General features: G+C 67.6%; 14 protein-coding genes. 11 read left to right on the top strand and 3 right to left on the bottom strand.

What is annotated here, in order from left to right:
- Positions 1-74: 74 nt before the first annotated feature.
- From ACSMXX_RS28705 to ACSMXX_RS28695, 3 genes are all read right to left on the bottom strand, one after another.
- Positions 75-1,457: an MFS transporter gene (locus tag ACSMXX_RS28705; RefSeq protein ID WP_473181570.1), complete on the bottom strand. Its 1,383-nt coding sequence runs from the start codon at positions 1,455-1,457 to the stop codon at positions 75-77.
- Positions 1,458-1,570: 113 nt separating this feature from the next.
- A complete protein-coding gene (locus ACSMXX_RS28700; RefSeq protein WP_473181569.1) occupies positions 1,571-1,957 on the bottom strand; it encodes a carboxymuconolactone decarboxylase family protein in 387 nt (128 codons plus the stop codon).
- A 34-nt stretch (positions 1,958-1,991) separates the two neighbouring features.
- Entirely contained in the window at positions 1,992-2,918 is a 927-nt protein-coding gene (locus ACSMXX_RS28695) for an NAD(P)-dependent oxidoreductase (RefSeq protein WP_473181568.1), read from the bottom strand.
- Between the two features lie 554 nt (positions 2,919-3,472).
- On the opposite strand from ACSMXX_RS28695, the gene ACSMXX_RS28690 reads away from it, so the two are divergent.
- The 11 genes from ACSMXX_RS28690 (at position 3,473) to ACSMXX_RS28640 (ending at position 15,627) form a co-directional block, all read left to right on the top strand.
- Positions 3,473-4,660: a CaiB/BaiF CoA transferase family protein gene (locus tag ACSMXX_RS28690; protein WP_473181567.1), complete on the top strand. Its 1,188-nt coding sequence runs from the start codon at positions 3,473-3,475 to the stop codon at positions 4,658-4,660.
- A 51-nt stretch (positions 4,661-4,711) separates the two neighbouring features.
- Positions 4,712-5,818, top strand: a complete 1,107-nt coding sequence (locus ACSMXX_RS28685; RefSeq protein ID WP_473181566.1) for a zinc-binding dehydrogenase — start codon at positions 4,712-4,714, stop codon at positions 5,816-5,818.
- Positions 5,819-5,889: 71 nt separating this feature from the next.
- A complete protein-coding gene (locus ACSMXX_RS28680; protein ID WP_473181565.1) occupies positions 5,890-7,062 on the top strand; it encodes an iron-containing alcohol dehydrogenase family protein in 1,173 nt (390 codons plus the stop codon).
- Positions 7,063-7,103: 41 nt separating this feature from the next.
- Positions 7,104-8,279 carry an FAS1-like dehydratase domain-containing protein gene (locus tag ACSMXX_RS28675; RefSeq protein WP_473181564.1) on the top strand — a complete coding sequence of 392 codons (1,176 nt, stop codon included), beginning with the start codon at positions 7,104-7,106 and terminating at the stop codon, positions 8,277-8,279.
- Positions 8,276-9,886, top strand: coding sequence for a class I adenylate-forming enzyme family protein (locus ACSMXX_RS28670; protein WP_473181563.1), 1,611 nt, complete (start codon positions 8,276-8,278; stop codon positions 9,884-9,886). The genes ACSMXX_RS28675 and ACSMXX_RS28670 overlap by 4 nt, the downstream gene beginning before the upstream one ends.
- On the top strand, positions 9,883-10,629 hold the full coding sequence (locus ACSMXX_RS28665) for an enoyl-CoA hydratase/isomerase family protein (RefSeq protein ID WP_473181562.1): 747 nt from the start codon (positions 9,883-9,885) through the stop codon (positions 10,627-10,629). The genes ACSMXX_RS28670 and ACSMXX_RS28665 overlap by 4 nt, the downstream gene beginning before the upstream one ends.
- Positions 10,630-10,666: 37 nt before the next feature.
- Positions 10,667-11,437 carry an IclR family transcriptional regulator gene (locus ACSMXX_RS28660; protein WP_473181561.1) on the top strand — a complete coding sequence of 257 codons (771 nt, stop codon included), beginning with the start codon at positions 10,667-10,669 and terminating at the stop codon, positions 11,435-11,437.
- A gap of 361 nt (positions 11,438-11,798) precedes the next feature.
- Positions 11,799-13,211, top strand: coding sequence for an aldehyde dehydrogenase family protein (locus ACSMXX_RS28655; protein WP_473181560.1), 1,413 nt, complete (start codon positions 11,799-11,801; stop codon positions 13,209-13,211).
- 23 nt (positions 13,212-13,234) lie between these two features.
- Entirely contained in the window at positions 13,235-13,363 is a 129-nt protein-coding gene (locus ACSMXX_RS28650; protein ID WP_473181559.1) for a hypothetical protein, read from the top strand.
- Positions 13,364-13,427: 64 nt separating this feature from the next.
- A complete protein-coding gene (locus ACSMXX_RS28645; RefSeq protein WP_473181558.1) occupies positions 13,428-14,234 on the top strand; it encodes an N-acyl homoserine lactonase family protein in 807 nt (268 codons plus the stop codon).
- A gap of 22 nt (positions 14,235-14,256) precedes the next feature.
- Positions 14,257-15,627: an MmgE/PrpD family protein gene (locus ACSMXX_RS28640; RefSeq protein WP_473181557.1), complete on the top strand. Its 1,371-nt coding sequence runs from the start codon at positions 14,257-14,259 to the stop codon at positions 15,625-15,627.
- The last annotated feature ends 75 nt before the right edge of the window (positions 15,628-15,702 follow it).

The raw sequence follows: 15,702 nt of genomic DNA, 5'->3' as shown, positions 1-15,702 counted from the left end.
CAACGCAGCGGCACCGTCAGCACGTTGGGGTCAGGGACTTCCAGCAGCCCCGGCTGCACTGAGCTGAGCTACCGCTAGGCGATAACCGTCTCGGCTGCGTCGTCCCGCTCGGCCGGCTCGGTCGCGTCGTCCCGCTCGAGCTCCAGGTGCTTCGTCTCACCGATGATGAAGATGCAGATCAGGCTCATCAGGGCGACGCACGCGAGGATGACGCCAAAGGTGAAACCGCCCCAGGCGTCGATGATGGGACCGGCGATGAGCGGTGGGACAGCGCCGCCCAGCATTCCGGCGAGGCTGTAGCTCAGCCCGGTTGCGGTGTAGCGGTAGCGCGTGTGGAAGAGCTCGGACAGGAACGCACCGAGCGGCCCGGTCGCGAGACCCGAGATGAACATGGTGACCGGGACGCCGATGGCGAAGGCGGACAGCGAGCGGGTGTCGAGGATCGGGAACAGCGCGAGCGTCCAGACAACTGCCAGACAGGCGGCGGTCGTAATCATCCGCCGACGGCCGATCCGGTCACTGAGTGCCGCGCCGAGCACGATGGCGACCGAGATCGCCACCCCACCCAGGATCGCGACGCCCAGAACGTTGGGCCTGGGCAACTCAAGCACCGTGGTCCCGTAGTTGATCAGGTAGGTGCCGCCCACGTAGGTCAGCGACAGCGTCATGGTCGCGGTACCGGTGGCGAGCAGGATCTGCGTCGGCTGAGTCTTGAAGGCGTCGAGGAACGGGGCACGTGCGATCCCGGTGAGCTCGACCTGCTTCTTGAACACCGGCGTCTCGTCCAGGCTCAGGCGCACCCACAGGCCCACGGCAATGAGCAGGATGCTGGCCAGGAAGGGGACTCGCCAGCCCCAGTCGACGAAGGTCTTGTCGCTCATGCCGACAGCAGTGGCGAAGAAGGTGGCGTTGGCCAGGATGATGGCGCCGCCCCCGCCGAAAGAGGGGAACATCGACCAGAAGCCACGCTTGGTTTTCGGTGCGTTCTCCGAGGCGAACAGCACCGCGCCGCCCCACTCGCCTCCAGCGGCGAGACCCTGAAGGATGCGCAGCACGACGATGAGGATCGGTGCGGCGACGCCGATCGTCCCCGCGGTGGGCATCAAGCCCACCAGCAGGGTCGAGACACCCATCAGGAGCATGGTCGCGATCAGCGTCTTCTTGCGACCCAGGCGGTCGCCGAAGTGGCCGAAGAGGATACTGCCGAACGGCCGGGCGACGAACGCCACTCCGAGGGTCGCGAACGAGGCCACAGTGCCGGCGACCGGTCCGAGGGCGGGGAAGAAGACGCTCGGAAACACCAGAGCGGCAGCGACGCCGTAGATGTTGTAGTCGTAGAACTCGATGACGGTGCCGATGAAACTCGCCGTCGCGACGCGCTTCATGCCCTGGGGTGTCCCGCCGTCGGATGGTGGCTGGGTGGAGGAGGCCGGGGCTTCCTCTGATGAGTGCGTCATGACATCTCCCTGATGGAGACGCAGCCCCCCGTGTCCGCGTCAGACGGGACGCCCGCCTTCCAGCGGGCGCCAACTGGGTCGGTCGGTTCAGGTCGTTGGTGCCGGACGGATACTCAGTCCAGTTGCCCGCCGTCCCGCAGGACGCCCTCGGCGATCTTGAAGGCCTCGCCGGCAGCGGGGAGCCCGCAGTAGACCGCGGCTTGCAGCAAGATCTCCTTGATCTCGGCGACCGTGCAGCCGTTCCGGATCGCTCCCTCGACGTGGTGCGCCAGTTGGGCAGGCCGGTTGAGGGCGGTCAGCATCGCGATGTTGATGATGCTGCGGGTCTTGCGGTCGATGCCGTCCCGAGACCAGACCCGCCCGAAGCAGACCTCCTCGGCGTACTCCTGAATGGCGTCGTTGAAGACGTTGCGGTCCTGGTCCTTCTTCTCTACGTAGCCGTCACCCATGAGTTCGTTCATGATGCGGCGGCCGGTGGTCTTGGTGTCGGTGCTGTCCACGTCGTCTCCTGGGTCTCGCATGAATGTGTCCGGGTCAGTCCCGGTCGAGCACTGCCTGGACCTCGTCGGCGGTGAGCTTGATCGTCACGCCTGCCCGCTCGTTCTGGAGCAGCAGCGGGGTTTGGGAGTCCCGGTCGCCCCAGCCGCGGTCGAGAGCTTCCTGAAAGTCCTCCTGCACCAGCCGGCCCGCGCGCATGGGGACCTCAAGCTGCTCAGCAAGCTCAAGGGCGAGCCGAAGATCCTTGTTCGCGAGGACAAGTGCGAAGGACGGTGGGTCGAAGGCCTCCTGCAGGTACCGGTCGCCGACCCGGTCGAAGGTCCGGGCCCGGCCGATCGCGCCCTGCCGCATGGCGTGCCACAGCGCAGCGGGTTCCACCCCGGCCTTGACGCCCATGGTGAAGACTTCGGAGATCGCCGAACGGATCATCATGCTGGCGCAGTTGTGGACGAGCTTCGCGGTGTTGCCTGCGCCGATCTCACCGACGTAAAGGATCTGGTCTCCGATGGCGTCGAGTACCGCCCGGTTCCGGTCGAAGGCTTCCCGATCGCCACCGACATAGATGGCGAGCTTGCCTGAGCGGGCACCCTTGGGCCCTCCACTCACAGGAGCGTCGAACAGCTCGACCCCCTGCTCGCGACAGGTGCCGTGCACCTCGCGAACGAGGGTCGGGGAGTTCGTGGTCAGGTCGAACCAGACACTGCCGGGTTGCAGCGCACTCAACAGCCCAGCCTCGCCGAGACCGACCTCTCGCATCTCCACCGGGCCGGGCAGCGAGGTGAAGACGACCTCCGCCGAGCGTGCGAGGTCAGCGACAGAGTCCGCCCAGGTTGCTCCGGCCTCTTCGAATGACGCGCCGCTTGCGCGATTGAGGTCGTGCACCACGAGGTCATGGCCGGTTCGCAGCAGATTGTGCGCCATACCCGAGCCCATGCCACCGAGCCCGATGAAGCCCACCTTCATACCTTGTCCTTTCGCCGGTGGACGGACAACGGCGGTGTCGTCCGTGTTACCAGGACAGAGCGAGTCGTATTTACGAACTCACGACCGTATAAGCGAATGCACAGTATGGCGTCGATATTCGCCTGTCAACGCCGCGCACAGCTCGCACCTCCGTTGACATCGGGGATGACCCGACCGTAGCCTCAGGATGTAATTACGGACACGAGTTCGCATTAACGAACCACATCAATGGGGCACTCGTTGCGGAGTGAGCCTCGATCTCATCGGTGGTGCCTTGTGGCCCAGGAGGCTGACGTGATTCACCGACGTGACGCGCTCGTCACCGGCGAACGGGCGCCGCTGACCGGCGATGGGGCGACCGGAGTTGAGCGCAGTGTCACTGGGCGAGCTGTGGCGACCGTCGCTCATCAGAGAGCTCTGGATGTGCAGCACGCTCACCACACCCGGATCGCGGCCTGCACTCCTCGACCTTCGCTGAGCGAGCGATGCGCTCTCCCGCACGCGCTTGGTGAGGCCGCTCGCAACGACGACAACGGAAGTGACGGTGGGCCTGAATGACCGCGCTCGAGGGCGTGAAGGTGATCTGTCTCGGACAGTTCTACTTCGGCCCGTACTGCACGATGCTGATGGCCCGCCTGGGCGCGGACGTCATCAAGATCGAGGCACCCCAGGGCGATCCGTACCGGCGGCTGCCCACCGTCGATGAGGACGGCTACCCCATCCAGTTCCGCTTCCTCAACTCCGGCAAGCGCAACATCCGCCTCGACCTGGCCAACCCCGCCGGGCAGGAAGTACTGCGCGACCTCGTCCGCAACGCCGACGTGCTCGTGCAGAACCTCTCCCCCGGAGCGATGGACCGCTTCGGGCTCGGCTACGACGAGCTCAGCGAGATCAACCCCGGTCTGATCATGGCGTCGGGCAGCGGCTTCGGCTCCTTCGGCCCCTACGCCGGCGAATCCGCCATGGACCTCACCATCCAGGCCCGCACAGCGATCATGAGCACCACCGGATTCGAAGACGGCACCCCCGTCCGCACCGGCCCCTCCGTGGTCGACTTCATGGCGGGCACGCACATGATCGCCGGGGTACTGGCCGCGCTGTTCCAGCGCACCCACACCGGCTGCGGCCAACACGTCGAAATCTCACTGCAGGACGCCATCCTGCCCTCCCTGACCTCGAACATCGCCGGCCTGCTCAGCCCGGGCACCGCCAGCCATGAGCGAACGGGCAACCGGCACGGCGGGATGTCGGTCGCGCCCTACAACGCCTATCCCGCCGCCGACGGCTGGGTCACGGTGCTGTGTCCGACCGACGGGCACTGGCAGCGGCTTTGTGAGCTGATGGGCGACCCGGCCGCCGACGACCAAAGGTTCGCCACCATGAGCGGCCGCTGCGACCACATGGACGAGGTCGACGCGATTGTCGGCCGCTGGACGAGCACCCAGCCCAAGGACGACTTGGCCTACAAGCTCAAGGATCTGAAGATCCCGTGCGCCCCAGTGGTCACCCTGCCCGAACTGCTCGAAGACCCCCACGTCCGCGCCCGCGGGGTACTGCGCAACGTCACCGACGAGCAAGGCACGTTCATGACCCTGGGCAGCCCGCTCTTCCTGTCGGACTCACCGATGGTCGAGCCGAGCCGCTCCGGCGGGCTGGGAGAGCACACCGACTCCGTACTGAGCGACGAACTCGGGATGTCCGCAAACGACATCGCGAAGCTGCGCGACGCAGGGGTCATCTGAGCGCCCCTCCGGCGCTCCGAGGCGGAACACCTGACAAGGAGCAAGCACACCATGACCGTTGACGCGCGCATTGCCGTTCTGCCGGCCGGCCAGGAGAAGCTTGAGCTGCGCGAGGTCACGCTCGGCACTCCCGACACGCATGAGGTCGTCGTCCGGCAACGGGCGTTGGGCGTCTGCCACAGCCAGCTGGACCGGATCTTCAATCCGAGCCGGACCGCCTCCATGCTGCTCGGACACGAGTCCATCGGGACGGTGGTCGAGGTGGGGGCGGAGGTCACCTACGTCAGCCCGGGTGATGAGGTGCTGACGACGTGGATCCCCCGCACCCCGCTCGCCGGCCGCCCGCCTGTGCCCTCGCGGATCGTCTTTCCCGGCGGGGACGAGGCAAGCACGCACAACACTTTCACGTGGGGCACGCACGCCGTCGTCGACGAGCAGTGGATTGTCAAAGCCCCGCAGGGCATTCCCCCAGCCCTTGGCTCGATCATCGGATGCGCGCTAATGACCGGGGCCGGCGCCGTCATGAACACCGCCGAGGTCCGGGCCGGGCAGAGCGTCGCGGTCTGGGGCGCCGGCGGCGTGGGTCTATGTGCCCTCGCGGGCGCGTCGATCCTCGGAGCCTCGCCGGTCATCGCGGTCGATATCGACGCCGACAAGCTGGAGTTGGCAAAGCAGTTCGGTGCCACCGAGGTGGTCGACGTGCGGGCCGGCGACCCCGTCGAGGCCATCCGTGCGTTGACGCCGCATGCGGATGGGACCCACGGCGTCGACTTCGCCTTCGACTGCACCGGCCTGGGTGAGAACATCCCGGTCAGCCTGGCCGCTGTGCGTCCCGGGATCCGCGGGTCAGGGATCCGCGGCGGTGCGGACGTGCTGGTCGGCATTCCGCGAGTGCCCTTCCAGCTCGACGCCATGGACCTGCTCAACGGCGAGAAGCGGCTGGTCGGGTGTGTCGGCGGAAGCTGCGATCCGCAGCGTGACTTCACGACTTTCGTCGACTGGGTCAGGGACGGCAAGTTCGACCCGAGTGCGCTGGTGACGGACCGGTACTCGCTGGACCAGCTCAACTCCGCCGTCGACGACCTCCACCACGGCCGTGTCCGCGGCCGCGCGGTCGTGGAGCTGGACCTGCCAGGCACGGCCGCTGGACCTGTCTGATCGCCAGTACGTCGGCCGGGTGCCGCCCGGCCGAGGGCAGCGGCGCGAACACCTCGAAGGAGCGACTGCACATGAGCGTGGAACCCGATCTGAGAATCCGGCACCTGAGCCCAGCCTTCCGGACCTTCTGTGGTGAGGGCGCACTCGACGCGTTGCCGCGGGAACTGGCTCGGATCGGGGCAGCCCGGGCCGTGATCGTCTGCATCCCGGCCGTCGCCGAGCATCGTGAGGCGATGGACAGGCTTCACGAGACGCTCGGCGACCGGCTCGTGGGCCAGTTCGACGGTGTGGAAGAGCAGAGCCCCCTCCCGTCGGTCGAAAAGGCCCGGACGTTCTTGGCGGACCACGACGCGGACGCGGTGATCGCCGTTGGCGGCGGGTCGTCGGTGGTCACAGCGCGAGCGGCCACGATCCTGCTCGGCGAGGGCAAGGACGTGCGTGAGTTGTGCACCCGCCGGGGAGCGGACGGGAGGCTTGAGAGCCCGAAGCTGACGGCGCCGAAACTGCCGCAGTGGGTGGTGCCGAGCTCGCCGACGACGGCCTACGCGAAGGCGGGCGCCGCCGTCAGGGATCCCGAGACCGAGGAACGACTCGCCCTCTACGACCCGAAGGCCCGCGCCCAGGGAGTCGTACTCGATCCCGTCATGGCGCTCACCGCACCCCCTCGGCTCAGCTGGTCGGCCGCCCTGAACATCTTCTCGATGGCAGTGGAAGGCCTGCAGTCCCAGCGGGTCGACCCGCTCGCCGACGCGCTGTTGGCGCACGCGCTGCGGACCGTCGTGACCTGGCTTCCCCGTGTCGCGAAGGAGCCGGACGCCGCGACTCCGCGGCTGCAGCTGATGCTCGCGGCAATCATGAGTGGCCAAGGGAGCGATCACAGCGGCGGCGGTCTGGCGCAGGCCCTCTCGCACGCCGTCGGACCGAGGTCGTCGGCCCCCAACGGAGTTGTGGAAGCCCTGCTGCTGCCGCACGCCATGCGCTTCAACGCCGGTGTCGTCCCGGACCGTCTCGCCGGCATCGCGGACTACCTGGGGCTCGACGACCGCAGCGCGGACGGGGTCATCGCAGAGGTCGAGCGCCTGCTGGAGGTCTTCGAGGCACCTCGTCACCTGCAGGACATCGGCGTGGAGGAGACGGCGCTCGCCGAGGCGGCCTCCCACGCCATGGACGACTGGGCCATCACTGCCGGACCACGCCCGCCCGAGGCGCAGGACGTACGGGACCTGCTCAACGGCGCCTGGTAGTCGCGGACTCGAACTGCACGACGATCATCGAAGGAAGTGCCATGACGACGACGGAGACCCCGCAGGGCGCGGGGATCGGTAAGGAACTGGCCACCGGCAAGTTCACCGAAGAGATGCTGACGAGCATGCGGAACCTGATCGGGACCGAGCTCCGGACAGACGCGTGCGTGAACAACGAGTACGCCACGCGACTGGCCATCCTGCGATTCGCTGAGGGCATCGGCGACGACAACCCACTCTGGACGGACGAGGAGTACGCGTCCGCAGGTCCGTTCGGTCAGATCATCGCGCCGCCCAGCTTCATCTTCGCCTGCCTGGGCTCGGTCCAGGTGGGGTGGCGCGGTCTCGGCGGATTCCATGCCGAGACCGACGTGACCTTCCACGCCCCGATCCGGGTCGGCGACAAGATCACGGCACGCGTCTGGTTCGACGGCTTCGACGACCCGATCGACAGCTCTTTCGGCGGCCGCCGCATCAAGGACTACCTGCGTCAGGAGTACTGGAACCAGGACGGGCAGCTGGTAGCACGTTTCATCTGCTCCCGGATGCGCTTCGAGCGCGGAGAGATGCAGAAGCGGCGCAGCTCGCGGGCGATCGAACTCCCGCACCCCTGGACGGACGAGGAGCTCGCGAAGGTGGAGGAGGACATCCTCGCCGAGACTCCGCGTGGAGCCGAGCCGCGATACTGGGAAGACGTGAAGATCGGCGACGAGATCGACACCATCACCAAGGGTCCGATCGGGCTCACCGACGAGATCGCCTACGTCGCCTCCGGCGCGGCCCCGATCCCGCGCCTGTCCGCGCACGGCGTGGCCCTGCGCCGCTACCGGAAGCACCCGAAGTGGGCATTCCGCGATCCCAGCACCCACGCCCTGGAGCCGGTGTACTCGGTGCACTACAACGACTACGCCGCCAGGCTGCAGGGCGCGCAGATCGCCTACGACGTCGGTATCCAGCGCACCTGCTGGCAGATTCACTCACTGACTCACTGGATCGGCGACGCCGGATCGGTGAAGGCGATCCACGGCCAGTACCGGGCGCACGTCTACCTGTCCGATGTCGTCCGGCTCGGCGGCAAGGTCGTCGACAAGGAGATCGATGCGGACGGCGACGCCGTGCTGCACCTGGAGACCTGGGCCTACAACCAGCGCGAGAAGAACTGCATGCCGGGCACCGCGACGGTCGTCCTGCCGCGGCGCACAGAGGAGACGCCGTGACACTGCACCAGCCTCGCCCTCTGCCGCTGGCGTGGGGCAAGGAGATCGGGACTGAGGTGGTCCGGGGTATCCCGTTCCGCACCTACACCGAGCGTCCCCGCGACATCGGTGCCCTCCTCGCCTTCGCCGACCGGTGGGGCGAACGCCCGCACATCGTCCAGGGCGAGCGCGTGGTGACGTTCGCCGGCCTGCGACGTGCCGTCGAGGCGAAGGCCGCTCGGCTCGTCGACGAAGGACTTCGCCCGGGTGACCGGATGCTGCTGATGGGTTTCAACAGCCCGGAGTGGATCATCAATTTCTGGGCGGGCGTGACGATCGGGGCGGTCCCCGTCCTCGGGAACGCGTGGTGGGGGCCCACAGAGCTCGCCGACAGCCTCACGCTGCTGGACCCGGCCCTGGTGCTGGCCGACACGCGCGCTGTCCGGTCGCTGCCCGACGACGCCCCCGTCGGCACCTGGGCGTGCGAGATCCCCGAGGCCGGTGAGTCGCCCTCCGTGGCACCCCGTGCGGAGGCGCACCACGAGGACGAGCCCGCTGCCTTCGTGTTCACGTCGGGCACTTCCGGCAAGCCGAAGGCCGTAGTGCTCTCGCACCGATCGCTGCTCGCCGGGCTGCACATGTTGCTGCACATCACCCGGCGGCTGCCCCAGCAGGTCGACGAGTCCACCGGAGACGCAGGTCTGCACACCGGTCCGATGTTCCACATCGGCGGGATCCAGACGCTCATCCGCGCGATCACGGTCGGCGACACGCTGGTCATGCCGGCCGGGAAGTTCGACCCTGCCGAGGCTCTGCAGCTGATCGAGAAGTGGCGGATCGTCCGGTGGAGCGCGGTGCCGACGATGGTCTCCCGCGTGCTTGAGCACCCGGACATCCATCGGCGGGACCTGACGTCGATCCGATCGATCACCGTGGGCGGCGCGCCCGTGCACTCGGACTTCCTCGCCCAACTGCACGCCGGGCTGCCGGGAGTCGACCCGCGGGTGGCCACCGGCTACGGGCTGACCGAGAACGGCGGCCAGGCCACCGCGGCGTCAGGCAAGGACACGACCGAGCGGCCCGGCGCCTGCGGGCGCCCGCTGCCCTGCGTCGAGTTGAGCGTCCTCGACCCGAGCGAACATCAGGACGGCGAGATCCTCATCCGCTGCCCCACCCAGATGATCGGGTACTTCGGCAACGACAACTCGCCCATCGACGAGGACGGTTGGCTGCACACCGGCGACCTCGGGCACATCGACGAGGACGGCTACCTCTGGATCACCGGCCGAGCCAAGGACATGATCATCCGGGGCGGCGAGAACATCGCACCGGCCGCTGTGGAAGAAGCACTGGCAGGTGTCGACGGCGTCGTCGAATCCGCCGTGTTCGGCGTGCCCCATCCCGAACTCGGGGAGGAGGTCATGGCCGTGGTCTTCGTCGAGAACGACCTCACGGACGCCGACCTCACCCGCGAACTGCGTTCACGACTGGCCTCGTTCGCAGTACCGAGCCGATGGCGGATCGAACACCAGCCGCTCCCGACGACACATTCCGGCAAGATCGACAAGAACGAACTGGCCACCGAGGCACGCGCCGATCTCGCCGCCACGACAGGAGCCTCCACATGAGCGAAATCGTCCGAGAGTCGGCCGGAGAGCGAGTCGCACGCCTGGAGATGCGCAGGCCCCCGAACAACTTCTTCGACGAAGCGCTGCTGACCGAGCTGGCCGATGCCCTCCTTGCCCTCGACGACGAGCCAGACGTCACCAGCGTCGTGCTCTGCGCCCAGGGCAAACACTTCTGCGCCGGCGCCGACCTTCGTGGAATGGACGCGGCCGGCATCCGCCGGGTCTACCGGCAGGCCTTCCGAATGTTCTCCGGCCGCAAGCCGGTCGTCGCTGCCGTGCAGGGCGGCGCGATCGGCGGCGGACTCGGCCTGGCCATGTCCGCGGACTTCCGCGTCGCCGCCCCCGGAGCCCGGCTCACGGCCAACTTCGCCCGGCTCGGCTTCCATCAGGGCTTCGCGCTCTCGGTCACGCTTCCCAGGGCCGTCGGCCCCCAACGCGCCCAGGAGCTGCTCTACACCGGCCGCTCGGTCAGCGGTGACGAGGCAGCCTCGATCGGCCTCTGCGACTCTGTGGCCGAGGACCCCCGCGAGGCCGCCGTCGAACTCGCCGCCAAGATCGCGGAATCGGCCCCGCTCTCGGTGGCCTCCATCCGTGCCACTCTGCGACGGGCGCTGGTGTCCGAGGTCTCCGCCGCCCTCGACCGTGAGGCGGACGCACAAGCCGCGCTACTGGACTCCGCTGACTTCGCCGAAGGCGTTGCGGCCTCCATCGAAAAGCGCCCACCCCACTTCGTTGGTTCGTAATGATGAATGAAGGGTCGGGACCAGCTAGAGTGACGATGTGACCGACGACTCCGCTCAGGCCGACCCGGACGGTCCCAAGAGCCATCGCACCATCGACCGAGTGACCCGCATCCTCGAAGAGGTCGTGTACCACCCCGGGATCGGATTCGCCGACCTGGCCCGTGCGCTCGACGCGCCGAAGAGCTCGGTCCACGGCTTTATTCGGGGCCTGCAGGCGAACGGCTGGCTCTACGAGGTCGACCGACGCTTCTACCTCGGTCCGGCCATCTACGGCCTGACGCTGGCCAGCGGCCACATCCGAGCCGGTCAGGTAAGTCAGGCGGACCTCGACGCACTGCACAAGGACACCGGGATGACCGTGTTCCTCGGCGTCGAGGCCGGTGATCACCTCATCTACATCGGGGAGTCAGGGACGGACTCCCTGACCGGATTCGCCGCCCGCAGCAACATCCGCCGCAAGCTGATCTCGACGGCCGGCGGGAAGGCACTGCTGTCGGAGAAGCCTGACGCGGAGCGGGACGCCTACCTCCGCCGGCAGCAATCCGAGGACAGCGAGACCGTCTCGGAATTCCTCGCCGAGTTCGCCGAGATCAGGAAGACGGGCATCGCACGGAACTTCCGGCACCAAGGCGCGCAGATCGCTTTCGCCAGCGTGGTGCGGAACCAGACGGGCGAGGCTGTGGCAGCGGCGATCCTGGTGGGCCAGACAGCCGAGGTGGAGCCTCGGGAGCAAAAGGTCCGCAAGGCGCTGCTCAAGCATGCCGCCTCGTGGACGAGGCAGAAGAACACTCCTCGGGAACCGATCTAGTTCGAGCGGCTCGCATTGAGCGAGCCAACTCGGCGCCGCAGTAGCGGAGTTCGCTCCACCCTTGTGTTCGCTCTACGAACCCTGACCCGTCGACGCCAAAGGCGCGTCGGTACCTCTCGCAGCCGAAGGCTACCGACGCGCGGCGCCGCCCTGTTCCGGTAGCGGGTCGACTCCTGCTGTGACTCCCCGACTCCATGCGCTCGCGAGTCTTCATCCACTCCCCCACCTCGCTGTCTCACCTGGAGAACTGCCGTTGACAGGCCGCTGAGCCGTCCGTAGTGTTCGGCCATCATAGCGATCGTCAGTTCTTATATACGAACCAAATATGACCGCCGGCGAGGATGCTCGAGGAGTGTGTTCGGTGATCGAGCGCGATCAGATCTTCATCAACGGCAAGTGGGTGTCCTCTGCAGGCGCCGGCGTCATCGAGGTGATCAATCCGGTCTCCGAGGAGCCGGTGGCGACCATCCCGGCAGGGAGCGCGGTCGATGTCGACCTCGCCGCTGAGGCTGCTGCCGCGGCGTTCCCGGAGTGGTCGCAGACCTCGGTCGACGAGCGCGAGAGCTACCTGCGCAAGCTCGCCGAGCTGACCCGGGAGCGCGCTGACGAAATCACGCGAGCCGTCGTCAGCGAGATCGGTCAGCCCTACGCGGCTGCCGCCGGGGCCCAGGGCGCCGCGGCGGTGGAGGACCTGCGCAGCATCGCGGACAGCCTGCCGGAGATCACCTGGGCGGAGCAGGTCGGCCCAACCGTCGTCGCCCGTGAAGCCGCCGGAGTGGTCGGGGCGATCACTCCGTGGAACGGGCCGATGCGGATGATCTGCATGAAGGCCGGGGCGGCCATGGCCGCCGGTTGCACGGTCGTCCTCAAGGGCACCGAGGTCGCACCGCTGAGCTCGTTCATCTTCGCCGAGATGATCGCCGACGCAGGCATGCCGGACGGGGTCTTCAACCTCGTCTCCGGAACCGGTCCGGACGTCGGCGAGGCAATCGTCACCCATCCGCTGGTCGACATGGTCTCGCTCACCGGGTCCGTCCGCGCAGGCCGGCGGGTGATGGAACTGGCGGCACAGGACGTCAAGAAGGTCGCCCTGGAGCTCGGCGGCAAGTCGGCGAACGTCATCCTTGAGGACGCCGACCTCGCCCGGGCCATCGAGGTCGGTATCGAGGACGCTTTTCGCAACTCCGGCCAGGTGTGCGGCGGACTGTCCAGGGTCCTCGTCCCACGGTCCCGCCTCGCCGAGGCGGAGGAGATCGCGGTTAGCAAGGCGGAGAGCTACGTCCTCGGCGACCCCTACGACCCGGCCACCACGCTCGGCCCGGTCGCGAACGTCCAGCAGCAGCGGCGGATCCGCGAATACATCCAGGCCGGCCTCGACGAGGGCGTACGGCTGCTCACAGGTGGCCCCGAGGCGCCGGACGGGCTCGACAAGGGCTTCTTCGTCCGGCCGACCGTCTTCAGCGGTGACAACACCTCGCGCATCGCGCGAGAGGAGATCTTCGGTCCCGTCGTCGTCATCATTCCGTTCGAGGACGAAGCCGACGCGTTCCGGATCGCCAACGACACCGAGTACGGCCTCGCCGGGGCGATTTGGGCCGGCGACGACGACCGCGCGCGTGCGCTCGCCCGCAAGCTCCGCACCGGGCGGATCCGGATCAACGGCTCGCCGGTGAACCAGCGCGCTCCGCACGGCGGGTTCAAACTCTCCGGAATCGGCCGCGAGTTCGGCCGGTACGGCATCGAGGAGTTCCTCGAGTACAAGTCCATCGGCTGACCGGGCGGAGCAAGATGATCACCGTGAACGCCCGATCTGTCTCAGGACCGGGCGAGCCCTTCAAGCCCACGACACTCGACCGCCGCGACCTGGGCCCAAGCGACGTCCTGATCGACATCGCCTACTGCGGCATCTGCCACACCGACGCCTGAGCCCGAGCCGAATTGCGGCTCTGTGATCCGATCGCACGACGCTCCCTCGAAAGGCCGTCACCAGATGACAACGACGCAGTGGGTCATCGACGCGGTGAAGCTCGGCGAGCTTCAGAACATCCCCGCCGAGGAGATCTACTTCAAGGATCGCAGCCGACGGACCGTCAGCATCCCCTTGGTGATGTTCCTGCTGAGATCCGACAAGCGAACGGTGGTCGTGGACACCGGCGGCCCGGCCGACGAGGAGCACGTCCGCAGGAGCATCCCCTTCTGGTACGAGGCGCCCGAGGCGATGCGCCCGGAGAACGCGCTGCCCCCGCTGGGTGTGCGTCCTGACGAAGTCGACCTCGTCGTCAATACCCACCTTCACTGGGATCACTGCTCGAACAACGACTTGTTCGAGAACGCGGAGATCCTCGTCCAGCGCACCGAGCTCGCCTACGCCGCTGCCCCGTGCCCTGCACACCTTGGGGCCTACGGCATCCACCCAGGGGTCATCCCTCCATTCGCCCGGTGTCTGGACCGGATTCGGGCCCTCGACGGTGGCAGCGAGATCGCCCCAGGCCTGGGAGTCGTTCCCCTCCCGGGCCACTCCCCCGGTTCACAGGGCGTCCGGGTGGAAACCGGCGAGGGCACCTTCATCATCACCGGCGATTGCGTCGACACCCTCGAGAACTGGGAGAACGGGGGCTCAGCCCTGCCGCTGCCGTCTGGCCGGTTCACCGATCTACCCGCCTTCTACGCCAGCCTCGGTCACCTCAAAGACACCGGTTGGACCCCGCTGCCCAGCCACGACCACGCCGTAGTCGCGAAGGGTGGTTTCGGCTACCGACATCGCTCTAATGCCCCGCGACGTCGCGGAGCCAACTGAACCGGAGAGGAACTCAGTGCGGGTGGTAGAAACGGACCAACTGACCGGCATGCTCGTGGAGTACGCCGAATCCACGAGCGTCGACGCTCTCCCCGACACCATTCGAGAGCGAGCGAAGCTTGTCATCCTCGACGAGCTCGCGAGTGCCTACTTCGGGGCAGATTGCCGGGCGGGCAGGCTGGCCGCCCGCTACGTCGCCGGTCAGGCTGGACACGCTGACGCCCTGGTGCTGCGGACAGCGCATCGCACGTCGGCAGAGCTGGCGGCGTTGGCCAACGGCACGGCAGGACACGCCGACGAGATAGACGGCGCACACGTGGTCGGCGGTCATCCGGGTGCCACGCTGGTCCATGCTGCGACCGCCGTCGCTCAACTGCGGCATTGCTCGGGCGGCGACTTGATCAGTGCTGTGGTGCTCGGCTACGACGTCGGTACCCGACTGATCGACGCTTGCGGTGGCACATTCCGGCTCAAGGACGAGTTCCACCTGCACGCGGACTTCCTCCACGCCGTCGGGGCCGCCGTGGCGTGCGGTCGCCTACTCGAGCTCGACTCCCGCCAGTTGGCGAACGCCATGGCACTTGCCACGTTCAGGGCCAACGGGCTGTGCGCTCTGTTCCGGGAGGACAATCACATCAGCAAAGCCTTCTGTAACGGCCAGTACGCCTCCGCAGGTGTCGGAGCAGCGCTGATGGCCGAGGCCGGGTTGGAAGGCGTGGCCGACGTCATCGGGGAACGCCACGGTCTCCTCCACGCCTGGGGCGTCGACGACGGACGCGAGCGTGTGCTCCGGGATCTCGGATCCGAATTCGCCGTCAGCGGCCACAACTTCAAATTCCTTCGGGCCGGCTACCCGATCCATGCCGCAGTGGAGGCGGCGACGCTCCTCGTCAACGAGCATGCGATCGCACCCGAGGCGATCGAACAGGTCCACGTCGGCATGCCGGGAAACGCGATGCGTGTCGTGGACGGGCGGACGATGCACAACATCTGCCTGCAGGACATGTTGGGAGTCGCCTTGGTCCGTGGCGGGATCAGCCTGTCGAAATCTCCCTTCCCGGAAATCGAGGCGGATCCACGGTTTTCCGCTCTCAGAAAGCGGATCACTCTGGGCGTGGATCCCGGCCTCGAACACGACCAGCCGAACGGGCGGGGCGCTGTCGTGACCATCAGGCCGGCTGACGGGCGAACCGTAACTCGGCGCGTGGACCATCCGCGGGGCCACAGCGGGCGCGGCGAGCCCACCTGGCCGGAGCTGGCCGTCAAGTGGCGCGAGGCGCTGGACGGAGTCGACACCGACGCCTGGGTCAGCACCGCGGTCGACCTCGAGAACCTCGATGACGTAACGACGTTCGCCAAGCAGTTCGCAGTGGACGGGCCTCGTCGCACCTGAGCCCGCCCGGACGAGATCCGCACGGACCACGAACTCACCGATCGAGGAAATCGATGTCGTCAACCGACCGGCCGC

The sequence above is a fragment of the Streptomyces sp. DSM 116795 genome, from assembly GCF_055792905.1.
Note: the sequence above shows the minus strand (reverse complement) of the source record. Positions and strands in the feature narration are given on the sequence as shown.